This window comes from Porticoccus sp. (genome assembly GCF_041592135.1).
Taxonomy (GTDB): domain Bacteria; phylum Pseudomonadota; class Gammaproteobacteria; order Pseudomonadales; family Porticoccaceae; genus Porticoccus.
Genome location: NZ_JBFHQR010000001.1, coordinates 39,791 through 58,932 on the forward strand (window position 1 = coordinate 39,791; position 19,142 = coordinate 58,932).

Here is a 19,142-nt window from a genome sequence, read left to right on the forward strand (position 1 = left end):
GAATACCGGTTTCCAATGAAACACTTTTATCTGTTGCTGTGCCTTTTTTTGTTTGCTTTAGCCGCTCGGGCGGATGTGTTTCAGGTCGAGGATATTCGCATCGATGGCCTGCAGCGGGTTTCTTCCGGCACGGTGTTCGCTTCCATGCCCCTCAGTGTGGGAGACCTGATTGATGAAGATACCATCCGCAGAGCAACCCGGGCATTGTTTCGAACCGGTTATTTTGAAGATATTCGCATTTCCCGGGACGGGGGTATTCTGATCGTCGCGCTCAAAGAGCGCCCCGCCGTGGCCGAGATTACCCTGTCGGGAAACAAGGCCATCCCCGAAGAGGATTTGCTCAAGGCATTGCGTGACAACGGCCTGGCCGAAGGACAGATCTTCCGCCAGTCAATCCTGGAGGGAATGTCCCAGGAGCTGGAGCGCCAATACGTTGCCCAGGGCCGTTATGGTGCCACCGTAACACCCAATATCGAGGAGCTGCCCCGCAACCGCGTGGCGGTACGTATTGTGGTTGATGAGGGTGAGGTCGCCTCCATCAAGCACATCAACGTGGTGGGCAACCACGCCTTTAGTCGCGACGACATTCTGTCCCTGTTTGAATTGAAGACCACCGGCCTGCTGTCCTGGATTTTCAACGATGACAAGTATTCGCGGGAAAAGCTGTCCGGTGATCTGGAGCGGATCGAATCCTTTTATTTGAATCGCGGTTACCTGAAATTTGCCATCGATTCCACCCAGGTGGCGATCAGTCCCGATCGCAAGTCGGTGTTTGTGACCGTGAACCTGAACGAAGGGGATGCCTACAAGGTTGACCAGATTCAGCTGGCGGGAGACCTGGTGGTTTCGGAAGCGGAAATCCGTCGGCTGATCGTGCTGAAGGAAGATCAGACCTTTTCCCAGCTGTTGATGACCAATACCTCTGAGCTGATCACCCAGCGTCTCGGTAATGAGGGTTACACCTTTGCCGAGGTGAAAGGCATTCCGGAGGTCAATGAAGAAGATAAAACGGCCAACGTAACCTTCTTCGTCAACCCCGGCAAACGGGCCTATGTGCGGCGCATTGAATTCCGCGGCAATACCAAAACCATGGATGAAGTACTGCGCCGCGAAATGCGCCAGATGGAAGGTGCTTCCGCTTCCACCGCGAAAATCGAGCACTCGAAAAACCGCCTCAATCGACTGGGGTTTTTCAAGGAAGTGGAAGTGGATACCCAGCAGGTCCCCGGTACCAATGACCAGGTGGATGTGATCTATACCGTCGAGGAACAACCGTCCGGCAGCATCGGCGCCAGCGTCGGCTTTGCGCAAACCTATGGCCTGACACTGGGGGGAAGCATCCGTGAACAGAACTTTCTGGGCACGGGTAACAACGTTGGCATCGCCTTGAATCGCAGTGCCTATCAGACCAATATCTCGTTAAGCGCCACCGATCCCTACTTCACCCGGGACGGCATCAGTGCCGGTTTTTCCATCTTTGCCCGCAGTACCGATTACGAGGAAGTGAACGTTTCCAATTACACGACTGACAGTATGGGCGGCAGTTTGACGTTCGCTTATCCCATCTCGGAATTTTCCAGTATTGGTATGGGCCTGGGCCTGGAAGCCCTCTCACTCGATGTTGGCTCCTTTCCGTCTGAGGAAATTCTCGATTTTGTGGACCAGAATGGTGAGGATTACACCACCCTTACCACCAGTATCAACTGGGGCTATTCCACGCTGAACCGGGGCACCATGGCCACCGCTGGCGTATCGCATCGTGTCAGCCTGGAAGTTGCGGTGCCCGGGAGTGACCTGGAATACTTCAAAACCTCCTATGCGGGACAATATTTCCGCCCGCTGACAGATGACTATACCCTGCGGATGAGAACGGACCTGGGCTATGGCGACAGTTACGGCTCCGGAGATCGCCTGCCCTTCTTCAAGAACTTCTTTGGCGGCGGATGGGGTTCGGTTCGCGGCTTCAAGAAGAATACCCTGGGCCCACACGAAACCCCCGACCCCGACAATCCCTTTGACAACGACGACGATCCATTTGGTGGCAACGTGCTGGTTGAGGGCAGTGTCGAAATGTTGTTTCCCCTGCCCTTTATTCGGGATCAAAGAAGCATGCAGTTCGCCGTTTTCCTGGATGCCGGAAACGTATTTGATACCGATTGTGGCGATAAGGACGAGGCTCTCTGTCAGGAACCGGACCTGGGCGAACTCCGTTATTCCGTCGGCATAGGTGGAACCTGGATCAGTGGCTTTGGTCCCATTACCGTCAGCTTTGCCAAGCCCTTGAATGCCGGAGATGAAGACGAAGAAGAAATATTCCAATTTCAATTTGGGCAGACTTTTTAGACCATCAGTTAAACCGAACGGAGACCTAGTGTGCGTATAGCAAAATTGTTGTTGATTACTCTGGCTGTCAGCTTCACCTCATCTGTGCTGGCCGCAGAGGGTAATATTGCGGTAGTTGATTTTGGCAAGGCCATTTTCGCTACTGAGGTGGCAAAAAACCGTCTGAAACAGAAGAAAGGCGAGTCTGGTTATGCTGCGCTGTCGGCAAAATACGAGTCAACTGTAGCGGATATGAAGGCGCTGAAGCAGGAAATTGATACCAAGGGTATGACCTGGTCTACAGAACAGGCGACGGAAGCGCAGAAAAAAATGGAGTTCCTGCGCGCAGACCTGGAGTTGACTACCCGTAAAATTCAGACCGACCAGCAGGCGCTGCAAAACAGTATCGTTCAGGAACTGCGTCCCAAAGCCGGCGAAGCGCTCCAGGAGCTGATAGACGAGGAGGGGATTGTACTGCTGATCAGTGCCGAGGCTGTCGTCACGGCGGCGCCGAGCCTTGACGTCACTGCAAAGCTGACCGATCGCCTGAACAAGAAAACCCAGTAATTTCGGATCGCAGCGGGCGAGGGGAGATGGTCAGTTACAGGCTGGCAGAAGTGGCTGATCGGATCGGTGCCGAAGTGCGCGGCGATCCAACCCTTACCGTGACGGGGTTGAACAGCCTGGGCGAGGCCGGGGACAATCAACTAAGTTTCCTGGCCAACCCGGTTTATCGGCGCTATCTCGATACCACCTCCGCGGCTGCCGTTATCCTGCAGCCGCGCATGGCGGAAGAGTTTGCCGGCAACGCCTTGCTGATGGAAAACCCCTATTTGGGCTACGCACTGGCTACCGCATTGTTTGACAGCGCTCCTGTCATGCCGGTCGGTATCCACGACAGCGCTGTGGTGGCGTCCACTGCCAAAATCGATGACACTGCATCCATTGGTCCACAGGCGGTCATCGGGGAAAGGGTTGTTATTGGTCCCAACAGCCGCATCGGCGCTGGTACGGCCATAGGTGATGACTCGATTATTGGTGCCGATTGCCGTATTGCCGCCAACGTCAGTATTTACCACGGAATCCTGATTGGGAATGGTGTCACTATCCACAGCGGTGCCGTCATTGGTGCCGACGGATTTGGTTTTGCCCCGCATCAAGGGAGCTGGGTGAAAATTCACCAGTTGGGATCGGTGGTGATCGGCAATCGGGTTGAAATCGGTGCCTGTACCACGGTCGATCGCGGCGCACTGGGTAATACCCTGATTGAGGATGGAGTCATTCTCGACAACCATGTGCAGATCGCCCATAACGTGCATATCGGCGAAAATACCGCCATGGCGAGTTATGCCGGGGTGGCTGGAAGTACCGTGGTCGGCAAGAACTGTATTTTTGCGGCTAGAGCGGGTTCCGTAGGGCATGTGACCCTGTGCGACGGCGTCCATCTGACGGCTGCAGCGGTTCTGACCAAGTCACTGACAGAACCTGGATCCTATTCATCAGGCACCATGTTCAGCAAGACCAAGGACTGGAAGAAAAATGCTGTTCGTTTTAACCAACTCGATGAGCTGGCCAACCGGATCAGGGAACTGGAAAAAAAATTGTAACTAACGCTGTTTCGAACTTTGCTGGATTTGAGAAAAGCCGATGGATATTAATGAAATTAAACAGCGCTTGCCGCACCGTTACCCTTTTTTACTGGTTGACCGTGTGGTTGAGCTGGATCCGGGTAAACGTATTCTTGCCTATAAAAATATCACTGGAAATGAAGATGTCTTTAATGGCCATTTTCCCAATACACCCATTTTCCCCGGCGTGATGATTATTGAGGCCATGGCCCAGGCTGCCGGCGTACTGGGTTTCGTCACGGCAGACAAATATGCTGATGACAACGCACTCTACCTGTTTGCCGGTGTGGATGGCGTACGTTTCAAGCGTCAGGTGATACCCGGTGACCGGCTGATGCTCGAGGCGGAAATCGATTCCGTCAAACGCACCATCTGGCGCTTCAAGTGCCGCGCCACCGTGGACGGTGAGCTGGCTTGCGAAGCGACCATCCTCTGTGCGCTAAAAGTTTCCTGAGTCTATGTCTCAAATTGATCCCCGTGCGATTATCGACCCCAGTGCCGAACTGGGAAAGGATGTGGTTATCGGCCCCTGGACCCTGATTGGTCCCGACGTCAAAATTGGTGAGGGCACTGTCATTCACTCCCACGTGGTGGTCAGGGCATTGACCACCATCGGCCAGAACAACCGCATTTTTCAATTTTCCACCATCGGTGAAGATACTCCCGACCTGAAATATCATGGTGAACCCACCCGTCTCGAAATCGGGAATAACAACACCATCAGGGAGGGGGTGACGATCCATCGGGGCACGGTTCAGGACAACGGCCTGACCGCCATCGGCGATGACAACCTGCTAATGGCCTATGTCCATATCGGCCATGACTGCAATGTGGGCAGCAATTGTATCCTGGTGAACAATGCCTCCCTGGCCGGTCATGTTCAGGTGGGGGATTGGGCCATCATTTCGGGCTATGCTCTGATCCACCAGTATGTTTCCATCGGCGCCCACAGTTTTATTGGCGCTGGCGCTTATTTGACCCAGGACTTGCCGGCCTACGTGATGGCCGCCGGAACCCCCAGTGAACCGAAAACCATCAACAGTGAAGGGTTGCGGCGCAGGGGCTTCGACAAAGGCCAAATCGCTGCCATTAAAAAGGCCTACAAGATTCTCTATCGGCAGGGCCTGCCGCTGGACGAAGCTTTGGAGAAAATGGCATTGCTTGCCGCAGAGCAACCGGCCGTTCAGCTCATGATTGACACTGTCCGCGCGTCCTCCCGCGGACTGCTGCGCTAGCCACGCCAGCTTCCATGAGCCGGCAAATCAAAATAGGGGTGGTCGCCGGTGAAGCTTCCGGTGATCAGCTCGGCGCCGGTTTACTGAAGGCGCTGCGCGCCCGCTACCCCGAGGCCCTGTTCGAGGGCATCGGTGGGCCCAAAATGCTGGCCGAGGGATTTCATTCACTGTTTCCCATGGATCGCCTGTCTGTAATGGGCCTGGTCGAGCCACTAAAACGATTGCCGGAACTGCTTGGCATCCGCCGGGCGCTATTCCATCACTTTCTCAACCATCATTTTGATCTGGTTATCGGCATTGACTCGCCCGATTTCAATCTCGGGTTGGAGCTGAAGCTCCGCAAGCGGGGTGTCAAGACAGCCCACTATGTCAGCCCCTCCGTGTGGGCGTGGCGTCAGGGCAGAATCAGGAAGATTGCCCGCGCCGTGGATCTGATGGTTACCCTGTTTCCCTTTGAGGCGGATTTCTATCGCGAGCACGCCGTGCCGGTGACCTGTGTCGGCCACCCCCTGGCGGAAGAAATCCCGTTGCGACCGGATAGCCAGCAGGCCCGGCAGCAGCTGGGTATTGCTGAGGGCGCCAGGGTGCTCACCCTGATGCCGGGCAGTCGCGCCTCGGAGGTGGATGCCATGGGCCGACTCTTTCTGGACACGGCCAACCGCTGTCGCGACGCTGTGACTGATTTGCAACTACTTATTCCGGCGGCCAACGACGAGCGAAAAGTTCAGCTGCAACAGCTTTTGACGCAATACCCCGACCTGAATTGCCAATTGTTGTCGGGACAATCACATCTGGCCATGAGTGCCGCAGATGTGGTGTTGCTGTCCTCGGGGACATCCGCGCTGGAGGCGATGTTGCTGAAAAAACCGATGGTGGTGAGTTATCGCATCGGCAAGTGGACTTACGCCCTGATTTCCCGAATGCTGAAGGTGGATTGGGTGTCATTGCCCAATCTGCTCGCCCAGGAAACCCTGGTGCCCGAGTTGCTGCAGGATCAGGCCACCGTGGAAAATCTCGTTGCGACCGTTAATCAGTTGTTTCTGGCGCCAGACCAGGTGTCGCACCTGCAACAGCGCTTTTGTGAGCTGCATCAATCGTTGCGTCACGGTGGCAGTGACGCCGCCGCCGCCGCACTCAGTGAGCTGATCGGGGCACCTCGGTGATGGCTGGGTTTCAATTGGCATACCGCGGTGAACTGCTGGCCGGTGTCGATGAGGTGGGCAGGGGACCGCTGGCGGGAGATGTGGTGACGGCGGCGGTTATTCTCGATCCCCGCCAGCCTATTCAGGGATTGGCCGATTCCAAACAGCTCTCCGAGACCCGCCGTGAACAGTTGGCCGAGCAGATTCGTGAGAAGGCGTTGTACTGGCATATTGCCAGGGCTTCTGTAGCGGAAATCGATAGCTATAACATCCTCCAGGCGACCCTGATGGCCATGGCGCGCGCGGTTGACGGGCTGGCCGTCGAGCCAGAATATGTGGCGGTGGACGGCAATCGCATGCCGCGCTGGCGCTATACCAGTGAAACGGTGATAAAAGGTGATGCACTGGTTCCAGCAATCAGTGCCGCGTCGATACTGGCTAAGGTTTGTCGCGATGCTGAAATGTGCCAGTTTGATCAACAGTACCCGGGCTATGGGTTTGCCGCTCACAAGGGTTACGGTACTGCGCAGCACCGGGAGGCGATAGCGCAGCTCGGGCCCTGTCCCATTCATCGGCGATCCTTCGACCCCGTTCGGAGCATGCTGGCGGCCAGCCAACGGCAACTTCGCTGAATTGATCCGGCCTTTTGAGCCGGCCCCGGGTATTTCCGGCGCAATAGTTTGCTATGCTAGGTGGGTACCGCTCCGGAGCACACGGCAATTGCTTTGCTGTGTGCAGTTGGTTTTCTGGCGATGGCTGTGTAAGACCCCCGAAATAGCGGGATGCCTTTGCCTCTGTTGCTTCCTGGTCGCATGATCATCGACCTGCGGCCTGTGGTCTTTCCAGCGCACTCAAGGAACGCCCCATGAAACAGCTTAACGGTCACGATGCAGTCTACTTATATGCCGAGACACCTTCCACCCCGGGACATCTAGGCTTGCTCTACGTCTACGACCAATCCACGGCGCCGCAGAACCGGGTCAGATTCAAAAGCATTCTGGAGCACATCCGGGAGCGTTTGCACATTTCCCATGTGTTCCGCTCCAAATTGATGCGTATGCCCTTTGATGTCGATCATCCCTATTGGGTCGACGATGAAAATTTTGATCTGGAATACCATGTGCGCCATCTGGCACTGCCCAAGCCCGGTGATTGGCGACAGTTTTCAATACTGGTTTCGCGACTTCATTCGCGGCCACTGGATATGTCAAAACCCCTCTGGGAGATGTACGTCATTGAGGGGCTGGACAACATCCCCTGGCTGCCGAAAGGGTCCTTTGCCATTTATACCAAGGTGCACCACTGTGCCATCGACGGCGCCGCTGCCATTGACCTGGCGAGTCTATTCCACGACAAGAGTGCAGAAGCAGCTGGCGGAGTTGAGGAGCAGAGCTGGACCCCCAGTCCCAAACCGCCGGTGAAGAACCTGGTGATCAACACCCTGCTGAATAACGTTAAGCACAACTTTGAAACCGCTTTTGATCTGATCAATGCCATTCCCTCGCTCGGCAAGATGTTGCTCGAAAAAACCCGCAGGCGGGATATGGAGCCAGAGGAAACCGTGGTGAGACCGGAAACCCGTTTTAACCACGATCATGTTTCACCCCATCGGGTATTTGGCGGTGTGGAATGGAGTCTGGATGATATCAAGGCGATCAAGAATGCGGTGAGTGGGGCGACCATCAACGACGTATTGCTGGCGCTCTGTGGCGGTGCACTGCACTACTATCTCCAGGCCAAGGAAGAATTACCCTACCACTCGCTGCGCGCCATTGTTCCCGTTCGCCAGAATGACAACGGCAACAATCATGCGGATAAGCTGGCCTTGATGACGCCACCCTTGCACACCCAGGTGTCCGATCCCCTGGAGCGCCTGGAAGCCATTCAATGGGACACTTCCACCAGCGCGGCACTGGAACATGCCCATGGCGCCAAGGACATGACCGATATCACCAAGCATATGCCCTCCTTTACCATGGCGCTGGGGATTGGGGTCGCCACCCACAGTCATTTGTCCCGCAAGACCCTGGCGGCCATCGGCAACTGTGTGTTGACCAATGTGCCGGGGCCGCAGATACCCCTGTACATGCGCGGTGCCAAACTGGTGTATGTGTCTGCCCTGGCGCCGCTGGTAGAGGGGCTGACACTGATGTTCAACGCGGTCAGTTACAATGGCCGGATCAGCGTGTCCTTCCAGTCCGACCGGGATGTATTGCCGGACCCGGAGTTTATGGAGCAGTGCTGGGAGCGCTCTTTTAGTGAACTGAAATGCGCCGCCACCAATCAGTGTGAAGACGCTGAAGGCGAGGTGATTCACAAGGTGCGGATCCCGAAAACCGCCAAGCGCACACCGGGAGCCAGTCGCGGACGCGCCAGGCAAACGGGGCAAGCATAGACTAATCAACTCGCAGTGCCCCTGGGCCTGCACCCCTGATCCGCGCTAGAGAAAACAGAATTTATGGAACCGTCGTTCGTCCACCTCCGTTTGCACAGTGAATATTCCCTGGTCGATGGCATGGTACGTCTCAAACCCCTGGTAAAGCGCGTGGCGGAGCTGGCCATGCCGGCTGTCGCACTCACCGATGTCTGTAATTTTTACGGCTTGGTCAAGTTTTACAAGGCCGCTCAGGGGGCGGGCGTGAAGCCTATCTGCGGCGCCGACCTGCAGGTCGCCAGTGTCGTGCCCGATGGCAATCCCTTCACGGTCACCCTGCTGGTGATGAATCATCAGGGCTACCGCAATCTCACGCGCATCATCTCCCGCGCCTTTCAGGAGGGCCAGGTGCAGGGAAAACCCTTTGTGCAGCGCCACTGGATCAGTGAGGCCGCGGAAGGGCTGATTGTCTTGATCGGTCGTTTTGGCGATGTCGGCCAGGCGCTTCTGAGCGCTAAGGACGACCAGGCCAAACAATTGCTGAGCGAATGGCAGCGTGAATTCCCGGATCGGCTGTATCTGGAATTGACCCGCACCGGTCGCGGCGGCGAGGAGGATTACCTGCACCGGGCCGTGGCGCTGGCAGCCGCTTTTGACTGCCCGGTGGTGGCGACCAATGATGTGCGTTTTCTCGAGGCTGAACACTTTGACGCCCATGAAGCGCGGGTCTGTATCGGCGAGGGGCGGGTGCTGAACGACCCCCGTCGGGAACGCCGTTACAGCGAGCAGCAATACCTGCGCTCAGCGGCGGAAATGATGGAGCTGTTCAGCGACATCCCCGAGGCGCTGGAAAACTCCGTGGAAATTGCCCGGCGCTGCAGCCTGGAGCTGAAGTTCGGCGAGTATTTTTTGCCCGAATACCCGATTCCCGAGGGCATGACCACTGACGGCTACTTTGAAAAAGTCTCCTGGGATGGGCTGGATGAGCGACTGTCGACTTTGCTCGACAGCAGCGCTACGGATTACCAGCAACAGCGGCAAGTCTATCTGGATCGTCTGCGGTTCGAACTGGACATCATTATCCAGATGGGCTTTCCGGGCTACTTCCTGATCGTGATGGATTTCATTCGCTGGGCGAAGGACAACGATATTCCCGTGGGGCCCGGCCGGGGTTCCGGCGCCGGCTCCCTGGTGGCCTACGCGCTGGGAATTACCGATCTGGATCCGCTCGAATACGACCTGCTGTTTGAACGCTTTCTCAATCCGGAACGGGTATCGATGCCGGACTTCGATATCGACTTTTGCATGGATAATCGCGACCGGGTGATTGCCTACGTGGCGGACCGCTACGGTCGCGACGCGGTGTCCCAGATCATTACCTTCGGCACCATGGCCGCCAAGGCGGTGGTCAGGGATGTGGCCCGGGTACAGGGCAAGTCCTACGGCCTGGCGGACAAGCTGTCAAAAATGATTCCGCCCGATATCGGCATGACCCTGGAGAAAGCCGTTGCCCAGGAAGAGGTGCTGAGAGAATTCCTCGACAACGACGAGGAGGCCCAGGAAATCTGGGAAATGGCCCTGCAGCTGGAGGGTGTTACCCGCAACGTCGGCAAACACGCCGGTGGCGTGGTGATCGCCCCCACCACCCTGACGGATTTTGCGCCGCTCTACTGCGACGAAGCCGGGGACGGGCTGGTGACACAGTTCGACAAGGATGATGTGGAACAGGTGGGGTTGGTGAAGTTTGACTTTCTCGGCCTGCGCACCCTGACCATCATCGACTGGGCCGTGAAAATGGTGAATCAGCGGCGTCTGGCGGCCGGTGACCCGGCGGTGGCGATTGGGGCGATCCCCCTCGATGATCCCGCCACCTACGGACTGATGCAGCGGGCGGAAACGACGGCGGTATTCCAGTTGGAATCCCGCGGCATGAAAGACCTGATCAAGCGGGTGGAACCGAACTGTTTTGAAGATATTGTCGCCCTGGTGGCGCTGTTCCGCCCGGGTCCGCTGCAATCGGGCATGGTGGACGACTTCATCAATCGCAAGCACGGCCGGGCGGAGGTGGCCTACCCGGATTCCAAGTTCCAGCACCAGAGCCTGAAACCGGTGCTGGAGCCGACCTACGGCGTCATTGTCTACCAGGAACAGGTGATGCAAATCGCCCAGGTGCTGGCCGGCTACACCCTCGGTGGCGCGGATATGCTGCGCCGCGCCATGGGCAAGAAAAAGCCAGAGGAAATGGCCAAGCAGCGGGAGATTTTTGAAGAGGGTGCCAGGAAGCAGGGCATAGATCCCGACCTCGCTATTAAAATTTTTGATCTGGTGGAAAAGTTTGCCGGTTACGGTTTTAACAAGTCCCATTCCGCCGCCTATGCGCTGCTGGCCTATCAGACCGCCTGGTTGAAACAGCATCATCCTGCCGAGTTCATGGCCGCGGTGTTGTCGGCGGATATGCAGAACACCGACAAAGTGGTCACCCTGATCGAGGAGTGCCGCTCAATGAAACTCGCGGTGCTGCCCCCGGATGTGAACCGCGGTCACTTTATGTTTACCGTGTCGGATGCCGAGGAAGTGATCTACGGCCTGGGCGCGATCAAGGGGCTCGGCGAGGGCCCCGTGAACAGCATCATGGCGGCCAGGGAGGAGGGTGGCCCATTCCGGGATCTGTTTGATTTCTGTGCCCGGGTGGATGCGCGCCGGGTCAACAAACGAGCCCTGGAGGCGCTGATTCACTCCGGGGCGTTGGACACCATTGGCCCGGAAGGCGAGATAGGCTACCGCCGCGCCGTGATGCTCGGGGCGATGGAGGAAGCGGTGAAAATGGCAGAACAGCACTCCCGCAATGCCGATTGCGGCATGTCCGATCTGTTTGGTGCCACGCCGAAGGAGAGTGCCCCCGAAATAGGGTATCAGGCCTTTCGCAACCAGCGCAGCCTGAGCGCCAAAGAGCGGTTGCGGGGTGAGAAGGATACCCTCGGCCTGTACCTGACCGGCCATCCGGTAGATGAATACCTGGATGAACTCAAACATTTTGTCGGTGCTCGCATCGCGGACCTGAAGCCGGATAAAAAAGCGCAGCTGGTGGCCGGCCTGGTGGTGGGCATGCGCATCATCAAAACCAAGCGCGGTGACAATATGGCGGTGATTACGCTGGATGACCGCAGCGGTCGCATTGAAGTGGCCATCTTTGCGGATATTTTCCGCGCGCATCGGGAGAAGATCGACAAGGATGCCCTGTTGGTGTTGGAAGGGCAGGTGTCCGAGGACGACTACACCGGTGGTCTGAAAATGCGCGCTGAATCGGTGCGCAATTTAGTTGAGGCGCGGGCCAATTACCTCAAGGGGATCGCTATCCAGCTCCATCGGGATAGATTGAGCGGAGCCTGCCTGGAGCAATTGGCGGATATCATGTCCCCCTATCGCGAGGGTAGCTGTCCGGTGCGAATCCACTACCGTTCGGATTCGGCGGCGGGTGAAATTGCCCTCGGTGAGCAGTGGGCTGTGGCACCGGAGGACGACCTGCTGCACAAATTGCGCGACCTGTTTGGCAACGGCGGCGTACAGTTGAGATTTTAATCCGGGTAGGAATTACCCTGTGCTGTCAGTACAATTGACAATCCTCCAGAGCGGAGTCGAACTCATCTTGAACACCATGGAAAAGCGGGCCCTATGAATCTGAATTATCTCGATTTCGAGCAACCCATTGCAGAACTCGAAGCCAAGATCGAAGAACTGCAACTGGTCGGTAACGACAATGAAGTGAATATTACCGACGAGGTGGTGAAACTGCGGGATAAGAGTCAAAAGCTGACAGAAAAACTCTATTCTGACCTGACGCCCTGGCAAATTGTCCAGGTGGCCCGCCACCCGCAACGCCCGTATTCAATGGATTACATCAGACGAGTGTTCACGGATTTCGAAGAGCTGCACGGCGATCGTCACTTTGGCGATGACAGGGCCATCGTCGGTGGCGTTGCCCGACTCAATGGCAAGCCGGTGATGATCATCGGCGAGGAAAAGGGCCGTGGGGTTAACGAAAAAGTCTTTCGCAATTTCGGTATGCCCAAGCCGGAAGGTTATCGCAAGGCCATGCGCCTGATGGAAATGGCCGAGCGCTTCAAAATGCCGGTGTTGACCCTGATCGACACGCCCGGGGCTTATCCCGGCATCGATTCCGAGGAGCGGGGCATCAGCGAGGCGATTGCTCAGAACCTGGCGGTGATGTCGCGGCTCAGAACCCCCATTATCTGTACGGTGATCGGTGAAGGCAGTTCCGGTGGCGCACTGGCCATTGGCGTGGGTGACTATCTGAATATGCTGCAGTACGCCACGTATTTTGTGATCTCGCCGGAGGGCTGTGCCAATATCATCTGGAAGACCACGGAAAAAGCACCGGATGCCGCTGAAGCCATGGGCGTGACCTCTTCCGTGCTGCTGGATTTGGGCATTATCGATGAGACTATCCCGGAACCCCTCGGCGGCGCCCACCGGGATATTGATGCCATGGCCGCCACCCTGCGCGAGCGCTTGTCAGCTCAGCTTGACCAACTGCAGGCGGTGCCCCTTGATGAATTGCTTGAGAAGCGCTATCAGCGGCTGATGAATTACGGCAATTCCTGATAGGTTAACCCTTGCCCAGGGCGCTTCCACGGGGCCCAACCATTTCAGTGCTGCGCGGACAAGACCACCAGAGTTCCCACTATGTTGTGGTGCAGCTCGATGGGCAGCGTCAGTTGTTTTTCGAGCCAGACTGGCATATTGGCTTTGGACAGGGGCAGTTCCAGATCCAGCGCCGGCAGTCGGCACTGTGGACTCAACACCAAATCGGCGCCCAGTAGTTTGAGGGTGGGGTGGGCCTGTTGGTTGGCGCGCACCAGTCTGCCCCGACGATCGAAAGCCAGCAGCCCCTCTGTTTTCCAGCCGAGGAACATGGTGCGGGTGGCTTCGATCACCTGTTGGCGCGAATGGAAATAGTCTTTGGCCAGATTGGATTCAATCAACCTGGCTGCCATGATGGCAAAATCGAGCGCATTGCTTTGGTAGGTGTCTGTCAGGCCCGACAGATCCACGGCGCCCAGCACCTTGCCGTCGTGGGGATCGCGGATTACATCCGCGGAGCAGGTCCAGTGCTTGATCCCGGCGCAAAAGTGTTCCGCACCGTAGAGTTGCACCGGTTCGGCCGCTGCCAGGGCGGTACCGACAGCGTTGGTGCCGGCGGTTTTCTCATCCCATACGCCCCCCTGTACAAGGTTGATGTCCCGGGCTTGGCTGAGCACCCCTTCATCTGCCTTGACATCGAGAATCAGACCCTCTGCATCGGCCAGCAGGATCAGGCTGTCGGTACGAAACAGGACCTGTGACGCCCTCTGTAATATCGGGTGGGCGGCTTTCAGTAAGTCCGCCTGAATAACCCGGCGATGTTCCAGTTGATCCGAGTCGGAGAGAAGGGGCGCATATTGCAATTCCGGGTCGGTCTGGGATTCGTAACACCTGCGCCAGGAATCCCCCACTACCGGCCTGATGAAGTCGCCCGGGTATTCCTCGTCTACCAGAAATTTTTCCCAGGCGGCCAGCAACTGGTTGTGTTGCTGTGGGTTGCTGAGCATCTGGGTGCGGTCGCGCATTTGCGCGGTAGCCAGCGCCGCCTGTTCCCGGGTATAAAAATGACCCCGTTGTACAAAACCGGAAATGATGCCGGGGCGGACTGCAGTTACCTTGCCGTCGGAGAGCCGAGATGCCACCACATCGTTCGGCAGCCCATCCAGCACGTGCATGGGGGCTTCGTGGCCGTTGGCGAATTTGGAGTCGTAGACAGTGCCGCTTTCCATATCGTAGAAAGCGGGCTTGAAGCCATAGGCTCGGTTTTCTTCACTGATGCCACCTTTGCCACGGTAAAAGTCGTTCTCCTCCTGCAATCCTTCAAGAGTTAACGCGCCACGCTTGGTGGTTGTATCTTCTACCGTGTCGAACTTAATTGTGGACATCGACACCTCCGGGCTGAGTACATCATTTATTACGGCGCCGATAGGCTGTTAGATTTTCAGGCTAACCAACGCGTTCCCGCCATGTCCCTTTGCTTAGAAGTATAGACACTGAAATGTCGATTACGTCTCATAAGCGCACTGTTTATCAGTGTTTCCGACCGATTGGCCATTATATGGCGGCACCGGTTGGCGACTTGTTTTGACTTTGTGGCCTCAGTATCCGGACGACATTTTGCCTGGAGCGTTTCCTTGCCATAGGTGGTGTTAACCGGTACTTTACCAGCATCTCTGCTCCACCGGTATTTATGGCCTTTACTCCCGACTCTCTGGCTCCGTTCCTCCCCAGGTTGCACTGCGCAGAGCGCTGTTATGTGGGGTATAGCGGAGGTCTCGATTCCCATGTGCTGCTGCACGCCCTGGTGAGGTTACTGGGGTCAGGGGGCGTAACGCCTATCCATATCAATCATCAATTATCTCCCCATGCCGAGCAATGGCAACAGCACTGCCTGGCGCGCTGTCGGGATCTGGGCGTCGATCTGTCGCTGGAAAAGGTGTCAGTCAACGTTGCGGGGCGAGGTCTCGAAGACGCGGCCAGGGCGGCCCGTTACCAGGTGTTTGAACAATACCTGCAGCCCTCTTCACTGTTGTTGCTGGGGCACCACGCCGATGACCAGGCGGAAACAGTCCTCTACCGGCTGTTGCGGGGCAGTGGACCCCGCGGCCTTGCCGGTATTCCCGTCAGCCGTGCGCTGGGCGCGGGCGAACTGCTGCGCCCGTTGCTCAATTTCACGCGCCGGGAATTACAAGCCTATGCCGAACAACATGAGTTGGTCTGGGTGGAGGATGAAAGCAACGACGAAACGGCATTTGATCGCAATTTCATTCGCCATCGGCTGCTGCCTCCGCTGGCAGAGCGCTGGCCCGATTACGCCAGCCGGATTGCCCACAGCGCTTCGCGATGCCGGGACAATGAACAGTTGGTGGCCATGCTGGCGGCACAGGACCTGATGGGGGTCTGCGAGCGCCCCGAGCGGCTCGGCTGGAGTGTCGACCTGGAGGCATTGCAGGGGCTCGACGAACTGCGTCAGGCCAATCTGCTGCATTATTGGCCCGGCCATCACCATCTGCCCCGTCCGGGACATCGGGCGGTGGATGCAATCCTGAATGAGTTGTTACCCGCCAGGGAGGATGCTGAACCGCTGGTCAGCTGGAGTGGGGCACAGCTGCGGCGGTTCCGGCGGCGCCTTTACTTGCTGCCGAGGTCTGGTGAGACGCCAATGCCGCCTTCCGAAACGATTGCCTGGGACCCCTCCGGGCCGCTTGTGTTGCCGGATGGCAGTCGACTGGAGGTCAGTGTTGTGCCCGGAAGGGGGGTGTTTTTCCCCGCCGACGCCAAGGTGGAAATTCGTTATCGGCGGGGCGGTGAGCGCTGCAAACCACTGGGGCGCAGTGGCTCCAACACACTGAAAAAGTTATTCCTGGAATACGGTCTGGAACCCTGGTTGCGGGATCGGGTGCCGCTGATTTACGTTGATGGCGCGTTGGCTGTCGTGGCGGATCTGTGGATTTGTGAAGGTTTTGCCGCCGCTCCGGCTCAGTCCGGCACTGTCATTGAATGGTCATTTCCCGAGTAATTCGCATTGAGCGCACAGCAGCTTTCTGGTAGTCTGACATCCCATCTTGAAGTGGATGGGCGCCGGTCTGCAGTTGTTCTAACCCGTAGCCAAGTTTGCATGATTTATCAATAACATACCTTTCATGAGGTGTGGGTTCGGCATTTTTCAAAGTAGTCTTCAAAGTGTTCGGAAGGGTCTAGATGACGCGTTATATTTTTGTTACGGGCGGTGTTGTATCTTCTTTGGGGAAGGGTATCGCTTCGGCCTCACTCGGCACGATTCTTGAGGCCCACGGACTGAGTGTTACCATCCTCAAACTGGATCCGTATCTGAATGTCGATCCGGGCACCATGAGTCCTTTCCAGCACGGTGAAGTGTTCGTGACGGAAGACGGTGCTGAAACGGATCTCGACCTGGGCCACTACGAGCGCTTCCTCTCATCGAAGATGAGCAAGCTCAATAATTTCACCAGTGGCAAGATTTACGAAACCATTTTGCGCAAAGAGCGCCGCGGCGATTACCTGGGCGGCACCGTGCAGGTGATTCCCCATGTGACCGACGAAATCAAACGTCGGGTGCTGGCCGGTGGCGAGGGCTACGATGTGGCCATCGTCGAAATCGGCGGCACGGTGGGGGATATTGAATCCCAGCCCTTTCTGGAGGCGGTGCGCCAGTTGAAACTGGAACTGGGTTCCAGCCGTTCCATCCTGATTCACCTCACCCTGGTGCCCTACATTGCCACCGCCGGTGAGACCAAGACCAAGCCGACCCAGCACTCCGTCAAGGAACTGCGCTCTATTGGCCTGATGCCGGATATTCTGCTGTGTCGTTCCGAAGTGGAGCTGGACGAAGGACAGCGCAAGAAGATTGCCCTGTTCACCAACGTGGAAGAGCGCGCGGTGGTACCGCTGCTCGATGCCCGCACCATCTACGCCATTCCCCGGGATTTGCAGAAACGCGAACTCGACAAGATTGTGATGGAAAAGCTGCATCTGGAATACAGCGAGGTGGACCTCAGCGCCTGGGATTGGGTGGTGGATAACCAGCTTAATCCCCAGCATCAGGTCACCATCGCCATGGTGGGCAAGTACATGGAGCTGCTGGATGCCTACAAGTCGCTTAACGAAGCGCTGATCCACGCTGGCATCCGCAACCAGACCAAGGTCAATGTGCGCTACATCGACTCGGAAGATCTGGATACCGATATGTCCCTGCTGACCGGGGTCAATGCCATTTTGGTACCGGGCGGTTTCGGGGTGCGCGGTGTCGAGGGCAAGATCAAGGCCGTCAACCATGCTCGCACCCACAATATTCCCTATCTGGGTATTTGTCTGGGTATGCAGGTGGCGATGATTGAATTTGCTCGCAACGTCTGTGGCATGGACGGCGCCAATAGCACCGAGTTTGATCAGGACACCCCGTATCCGGTGATCGGTCTGATTACCGAGTGGGTGGATATCGACGGCAGTGTCGAGACCCGTTCCGAAGATTCCGATCTGGGCGGCACCATGCGTCTGGGCGCCCAGAATAGTTACCTGGTGGAAGGTAGCATGGCCCGCGAGGTCTACGGCTCCGATGTGATTCTGGAACGCCACCGCCATCGCTACGAAGTCAATAACAAATACGTGCCGCAGCTGCAACAGGCGGGCATGAGAGTCGGCGGCTGGTCTGAGAGTAAAACCCTGGTGGAGACCATCGAGATTCCAGGACACCCCTGGTTTTTTGCCTGCCAGTTCCACCCGGAATTCACCTCCACCCCACGCAACGGCCATCCGCTGTTCAGCAGCTTTGTCAAGGCGGCGCTGCACCACGCCGGCGAGATCTGAGCCATGGCCGTCTCCAGTGTGACGATCGACGTCAACGGCATCGGGGTCGGCAACGACCGCCCCTTCGTGCTGTTCGGCGGCATGAACGTGCTGGAATCCCGCGATCTTGCCATGCGGGTGGCCGAGCACTATGTGGACGTGACCAGCCGATTGGGCATTCCCTACGTGTTCAAGGCGTCCTTTGACAAGGCCAACCGCTCTTCCATCCATTCCTACCGCGGCCCGGGCATGGAAGCCGGCCTGAAAATCTTTGAGGAAATCAAAAATACCTTTGGCGTGGCGGTGATTACCGATGTCCACGAAGTGCACCAGGCCCAGCCGGTGGCCGAGGTCTGCGATGTGATCCAGTTGCCGGCTTTCCTGGCCCGCCAGACCGATCTGGTCAAGGCGATGGCGGACACCGGTGCGGTCGTCAATGTGAAGAAGCCGCAGTTTCTCAGCCCCTCCCAGATGGGCAATATCGTCGATAAGTTCCGCGAGTGCGGCAATGACAGGATCATGCTCTGCGAGCGCGGTGCCAGCTTCGGTTACGACAACCTGGTGGTCGATATGCTCGGCTTTCGCACCATGAAAGAGGTGAGTGGTGGCTTGCCGTTGATTTTCGATGTGACACACGCCCTGCAGTGTCGCGATCCCATGGGTGCCGCCTCCGGCGGTCGCCGCCACCAGGTGGCGGAGCTGGCTCGCGCCGGTATGGCGGTGGGCCTGGCCGGACTGTTTCTGGAGGCCCATCCCGATCCCGACAGGGCGAAATGCGATGGTCCCAGCGCCTTGCCGCTGGATGTGCTGGAGCCGTTCCTGGCCCAGGTGAAAGCAATTGATGAACTGATCAAATCCCAGCCGGCACTGCAAATCAGCTAGCCCTGGAGAAGCGGTTTTTTAAGTACAGTGGCCGCGCCAGGTCGCCGCTGTAAATGTTTGAGGGAGAACTAGATGACCAAAATTACCGACATCCGCGCCTACGAAATACTGGATTCCCGGGGCAACCCCACCGTGGAAGCAGACGTGATTC

The 19,142-nt window shown here is 57.2% G+C and carries 14 protein-coding genes; 13 read left to right on the top strand and 1 reads right to left on the bottom strand.

Going from position 1 to position 19,142, the window contains the following annotated elements:
* Positions 1-15: 15 nt before the first annotated feature.
* The 10 genes from bamA to ABY948_RS00260 all read left to right on the top strand — a co-directional run bounded on the left by bamA (position 16) and on the right by ABY948_RS00260 (position 13,324).
* Positions 16-2,343 carry an outer membrane protein assembly factor BamA gene (bamA, locus tag ABY948_RS00215; RefSeq protein ID WP_461480480.1) on the top strand — a complete coding sequence of 776 codons (2,328 nt, stop codon included), beginning with the start codon at positions 16-18 and terminating at the stop codon, positions 2,341-2,343.
* A gap of 30 nt (positions 2,344-2,373) precedes the next feature.
* Positions 2,374-2,889, top strand: a complete 516-nt coding sequence (locus tag ABY948_RS00220) for an OmpH/Skp family outer membrane protein (protein ID WP_461480481.1) — start codon at positions 2,374-2,376, stop codon at positions 2,887-2,889.
* 26 nt (positions 2,890-2,915) lie between these two features.
* Entirely contained in the window at positions 2,916-3,929 is a 1,014-nt protein-coding gene (gene lpxD / locus ABY948_RS00225; protein ID WP_461480482.1) for a UDP-3-O-(3-hydroxymyristoyl)glucosamine N-acyltransferase, read from the top strand.
* A gap of 40 nt (positions 3,930-3,969) precedes the next feature.
* Entirely contained in the window at positions 3,970-4,404 is a 435-nt protein-coding gene (gene fabZ / locus ABY948_RS00230; protein WP_461480483.1) for a 3-hydroxyacyl-ACP dehydratase FabZ, read from the top strand.
* 4 nt (positions 4,405-4,408) lie between these two features.
* Positions 4,409-5,185 carry an acyl-ACP--UDP-N-acetylglucosamine O-acyltransferase gene (lpxA, locus tag ABY948_RS00235; protein ID WP_461480484.1) on the top strand — a complete coding sequence of 259 codons (777 nt, stop codon included), beginning with the start codon at positions 4,409-4,411 and terminating at the stop codon, positions 5,183-5,185.
* Positions 5,186-5,199: 14 nt separating this feature from the next.
* Positions 5,200-6,348: a lipid-A-disaccharide synthase gene (lpxB, locus tag ABY948_RS00240; protein WP_461480485.1), complete on the top strand. Its 1,149-nt coding sequence runs from the start codon at positions 5,200-5,202 to the stop codon at positions 6,346-6,348.
* Positions 6,348-6,959: a ribonuclease HII gene (rnhB, locus tag ABY948_RS00245; RefSeq protein ID WP_461480486.1), complete on the top strand. Its 612-nt coding sequence runs from the start codon at positions 6,348-6,350 to the stop codon at positions 6,957-6,959. The genes lpxB and rnhB overlap by 1 nt, the downstream gene beginning before the upstream one ends.
* A 233-nt stretch (positions 6,960-7,192) precedes the next feature.
* Positions 7,193-8,722: a wax ester/triacylglycerol synthase family O-acyltransferase gene (locus ABY948_RS00250; protein WP_461480487.1), complete on the top strand. Its 1,530-nt coding sequence runs from the start codon at positions 7,193-7,195 to the stop codon at positions 8,720-8,722.
* A gap of 63 nt (positions 8,723-8,785) precedes the next feature.
* Positions 8,786-12,280, top strand: coding sequence for a DNA polymerase III subunit alpha (dnaE, locus tag ABY948_RS00255; RefSeq protein WP_461480488.1), 3,495 nt, complete (start codon positions 8,786-8,788; stop codon positions 12,278-12,280).
* 93 nt (positions 12,281-12,373) lie between these two features.
* Complete coding sequence (locus ABY948_RS00260) at positions 12,374-13,324, top strand: acetyl-CoA carboxylase carboxyltransferase subunit alpha (protein ID WP_461480489.1); 951 nt, start codon at positions 12,374-12,376, stop codon at positions 13,322-13,324.
* Between the two features lie 44 nt (positions 13,325-13,368).
* On the opposite strand, the gene ABY948_RS00265 is transcribed toward ABY948_RS00260, so the two are convergent.
* Positions 13,369-14,688 (bottom strand): sigma-54-dependent Fis family transcriptional regulator, encoded by a 1,320-nt coding sequence (locus ABY948_RS00265; protein WP_461480490.1) that lies wholly within the window; start codon positions 14,686-14,688, stop codon positions 13,369-13,371.
* A gap of 305 nt (positions 14,689-14,993) precedes the next feature.
* On the opposite strand from ABY948_RS00265, the gene tilS reads away from it, so the two are divergent.
* From tilS to kdsA, 3 genes are all read left to right on the top strand, one after another.
* Positions 14,994-16,322, top strand: coding sequence for a tRNA lysidine(34) synthetase TilS (tilS, locus tag ABY948_RS00270; RefSeq protein ID WP_461480491.1), 1,329 nt, complete (start codon positions 14,994-14,996; stop codon positions 16,320-16,322).
* Positions 16,323-16,504: 182 nt separating this feature from the next.
* Positions 16,505-18,130 (top strand): CTP synthase, encoded by a 1,626-nt coding sequence (locus tag ABY948_RS00275; protein WP_461480492.1) that lies wholly within the window; start codon positions 16,505-16,507, stop codon positions 18,128-18,130.
* Positions 18,131-18,133: 3 nt separating this feature from the next.
* Positions 18,134-18,991 (top strand): 3-deoxy-8-phosphooctulonate synthase, encoded by an 858-nt coding sequence (gene kdsA / locus ABY948_RS00280; RefSeq protein WP_461480493.1) that lies wholly within the window; start codon positions 18,134-18,136, stop codon positions 18,989-18,991.
* Positions 18,992-19,142: the final 151 nt, after the last annotated feature.

Bases quoted from the DNA above. Each gene is read 5' to 3' on its own strand.
- bamA (WP_461480480.1), top strand. From the start codon at position 16: ATGAAACACTTTTATCTGTTGCTGTGCCTTTTTTTGTTTGCTTTAGCC.
- lpxD (WP_461480482.1), top strand. From the start codon at position 2,916: ATGGTCAGTTACAGGCTGGCAGAAGTGGCTGATCGGATCGGTGCCGAA.
- fabZ (WP_461480483.1), top strand. From the start codon at position 3,970: ATGGATATTAATGAAATTAAACAGCGCTTGCCGCACCGTTACCCTTTT.
- lpxA (WP_461480484.1), top strand. From the start codon at position 4,409: ATGTCTCAAATTGATCCCCGTGCGATTATCGACCCCAGTGCCGAACTG.
- lpxB (WP_461480485.1), top strand. From the start codon at position 5,200: ATGAGCCGGCAAATCAAAATAGGGGTGGTCGCCGGTGAAGCTTCCGGT.
- rnhB (WP_461480486.1), top strand. From the start codon at position 6,348: ATGGCTGGGTTTCAATTGGCATACCGCGGTGAACTGCTGGCCGGTGTC.
- ABY948_RS00250 (WP_461480487.1), top strand. From the start codon at position 7,193: ATGAAACAGCTTAACGGTCACGATGCAGTCTACTTATATGCCGAGACA.
- dnaE (WP_461480488.1), top strand. From the start codon at position 8,786: ATGGAACCGTCGTTCGTCCACCTCCGTTTGCACAGTGAATATTCCCTG.
- ABY948_RS00260 (WP_461480489.1), top strand. From the start codon at position 12,374: ATGAATCTGAATTATCTCGATTTCGAGCAACCCATTGCAGAACTCGAA.
- ABY948_RS00265 (WP_461480490.1), bottom strand. From the start codon at position 14,688: ATGTCCACAATTAAGTTCGACACGGTAGAAGATACAACCACCAAGCGT.
- tilS (WP_461480491.1), top strand. From the start codon at position 14,994: ATGGCCTTTACTCCCGACTCTCTGGCTCCGTTCCTCCCCAGGTTGCAC.
- ABY948_RS00275 (WP_461480492.1), top strand. From the start codon at position 16,505: ATGACGCGTTATATTTTTGTTACGGGCGGTGTTGTATCTTCTTTGGGG.
- kdsA (WP_461480493.1), top strand. From the start codon at position 18,134: ATGGCCGTCTCCAGTGTGACGATCGACGTCAACGGCATCGGGGTCGGC.